Here is a 3,349-nt window from a genome sequence, read left to right as displayed (position 1 = left end):
ATTTCGAAGCGACCCTTCTAATATTTTTGCTTGCTGAATGGTTTCTCCAGAAAGTTCGCCTTGATTGGCAATTTCGATTAATTCTTTTACGCGGTCAAATTCATCTGAACGAACCGCTTTTTTAACCTCTTCTTCTTTTTCCGATAGAAATCGTGCTAAATTCCATTTTCCTGGCATCATTGCTGGAATTAATTTCGCAATTCTATCTGCTTCGAATAAAGGCAAATCTAAAACTCGAGCCGTATCTCGAATAGCTGATTTCGTGGCCATTTTTCCATACGTGATAATTTGCGCCACTTGATTGGAGCCGTATTTCTTTATTACATAATCCATTACTCGACCTCTGCCTTCATCATCAAAATCGATATCGATATCGGGCATCGATACACGGTCTGGATTTAAAAAACGCTCGAAAAGCAAATTGTATAATAACGGATCAATATTCGTAATCCACAAACAATACGCAACAACTGAACCCGCTGCAGAACCACGACCTGGACCAACAGAAACGTCCATTTTTCTGGCTTCGGCGATAAAATCTTGTACAATTAAAAAATAGCCAGGATAACCTGAATTACTAATTGTTAGTAGTTCAAAATCAATACGTTCTTTTAGTTCATCGCTTATTTCACCATAACGTTTTTTGGCTCCTTCGTAGGTTAAATGTCGTAAATAAGCATTTTCACCTCGAACACCCTTATCTTTTGCGTCTTCAGCATCGTGAAATTCTTCAGGAATATCAAATTTTGGAAGTAATACATCTCGCGAAAGCGAATATATTTCAATTTTATCTACAATTTCTTGAACATTATTAATAGCTTCCGGAGTTTGCGGAAACAATTTTTTCATTTCATTTGTCGATTTGAAATAATATTCCTGATTGGGTAATCCAAAACGGTATCCGCGACCACGTCCAATTGGCGTGGCTTGTTTTTCACCCTCTTTTACACATAATAAAATATCGTGTGCGTTGGCATCTTCTTTATTGATGTAAAACGTGTTGTTTGTAGCAATTAGCTTTACATTATGCTTTTTAGAAAAATGAATTAGCGTATTATTTACTGCTTTTTCATCCTCCTGGTTGTGATTCATTAATTCGATATACAAATCATCACTAAATTGTTCTTTCCACCACAACAAGGCTTCTTCAGCTTGATTTTCTCCAACATTAAGAATTTTATTTGGCACTTCACCATATAAACTTCCTGTTAAAACAATAATATCTTCTTTATATTGTTTGATTAATTCTTTATCAATACGAGGTACATAGTAAAAACCATCCGTGTATGCTTTTGATGACAGTTTTGCTAAATTATGATACCCTTTTTTATTCTTTGCTAAGAAAACAACTTGATATCCGTTGTCTTTGTTCGATTTGTCTTTATGATTGTTACAAACAAAAAATTCGCAACCCACAATAGGTTTGATGATGGTTTCTGTTGGTTGTTCACCAGCTTCAACTAACTCCTTGTTTTTGGCTTCCGCCGATTTATTATGATTTAGAATTCCACTTACAAATTGAAAAGCACCCATCATATTACCAATATCTGTTAGAGCAACAGCTGGCATTTTCTGCTTTATTGTATTTTCAATCAAATTAGGAATCGAAATGGTAGACTGCAATACGGAAAACTGCGAATGATTGTGTAAATGAGCAAAAGCAACATCAGATATATCTTCTAAATCTTCTGGTAAGATTTGAATATCTTTAGGAAGTTGTTGTTGTACTTTTTCTCTTAAAGTGGCTGAAGCCAGTTTTAAATTTACGTGTTTTAATCCGATTGGTTTTACATCTGGATTATTAGTTTTGAATGCTGCATAATAATCTTCAGAAACAGGTAATTCGTTTGAATTAAAATTTCCACGTTTTACTAATTCTAAAAAACAACGCGTTGTGGCTTCTACATCGGCAGTGGCATTATGAGCTTCTGCAAATTTTTCTTGAAATAAATATTCGTGTAATTCTGTTAATGTAGGTAGTTTAAATTTTCCACCACGTCCACCAGGTAATTTTAATAATAAAGCCGTAGTTTCAGTACACGTATCTAAAATGGGCATTTTAGCTAAATCGGTTGCTATTCCAAATCGATGAAATTCGCAACCCATAATATTCACATCAAAACCTACATTTTGCCCTACAATATATTTGGCTTGAGATAAAGCAATATTAAATTTTTCAAGAATTTCACTTAATCCAAAACCTTCTTGAGTGGCTAATTCTGTTGAAATTCCGTGAATTCTTTCTGCATCAAATGGAATGTTATATCCCTCTGGTTTTATTAAATAATCTTGATGTTCGATTAGGTTACCCATATCATCGTGTAATTGCCAAGCAATTTGCACACAACGAGGCCAATTGTTAGTGTCTGTTATTGGAGCAGACCAACTTTTAGGTAATCCTGTGGTTTCGGTATCGAAGATTAAATACATAAATTATAAATTCCAAATTAATAAATTCCAAATCTCAAAACTATACTACATTTTAAAAAAGTGAAAGATTTCAAAAATACAATTTATCTTTTTTTATGGCAATTTTAGTTATTAACAAAAACAAAAAACCACTCCTAAATGAAGTGGTAATTAGTAATATATGTTTAAAATTTTTATAGAATTGGAACTTTATAAAAAATTCCTTTATTAAAATTTACTACTGTTCCTTGTTCGTTAACTGCATTAAATTTGAATGTTCCAGAATACAAATTGCCTTCAATTTTTTCTATAAAAACTTCGCCATTACTGTTTGAAACATTTAACACGGTAACTTTTGCATTTGCATTTCCACCATTAATTGTAATCACATCTCCAGATTCATATCCTAAGCCTCTGCTTGTAATTGTGGCTCCAGTTACGGCTCCAGAACTATTGCTTTGAATTCTTAAAGTTAACCCACTTCCTGAACCTCCTGTTGTCGTTACAATGTTATCGTTTAAAGCCGCATATCCTGTGCCAGGATTTGTTACACCTTGTAATTTAAAAACAGGTCCTTCAATTATTGCCGTTTCAAAGTATGATAATGATTGCTGATCGTTAAACGAATAGGTTGCATTTACTCCTTGGTTGGTAGTTCCTAAATAATGTGTACCAACTGTATTTGGTACCGTTAAAGTAACTAACTCATTATCTTTATATGCATTAATTGTTATCGTTCCTCCAGGATTAGCGGTTACTTTTGTATCTTTGGCACGCCATAAAACATTGTCTTTTTCACCTAAAAATGCGGGCAAATTAGTTTTAATATCATTTTCACAAGATATCATTACTAAAACAAGGGCAAGTAGTTGTACTATTTTTTTCATTGATATATTTATTAGATTTGGAATACAAATATATATTTTATTTTTAATTTGGT

The 3,349-nt window shown here is 33.0% G+C and carries 2 protein-coding genes; both read right to left on the bottom strand.

Going from position 1 to position 3,349, the window contains the following annotated elements; all coding sequences use genetic code 11:
• The coding region (gene dnaE, locus ACIQ11_RS09730) for a DNA polymerase III subunit alpha (protein ID WP_396154442.1) at window positions 1-2,430 on the bottom strand (2,430 nt) is incomplete at its 3' end.
• A gap of 173 nt (window positions 2,431-2,603) precedes the next feature.
• On the bottom strand, window positions 2,604-3,296 hold the full coding sequence (locus ACIQ11_RS09725; RefSeq protein ID WP_396154440.1) for a DUF6252 family protein: 693 nt from the start codon (window positions 3,294-3,296) through the stop codon (window positions 2,604-2,606).
• Between the last annotated feature and the right edge of the window lie 53 nt (window positions 3,297-3,349).

The organism is Flavobacterium sp. (genome assembly GCF_044361065.1).
Classification (GTDB): Bacteria; Bacteroidota; Bacteroidia; order Flavobacteriales; family Flavobacteriaceae; genus Flavobacterium.
This window is presented reverse-complemented; position numbering and strand designations above follow the sequence as displayed.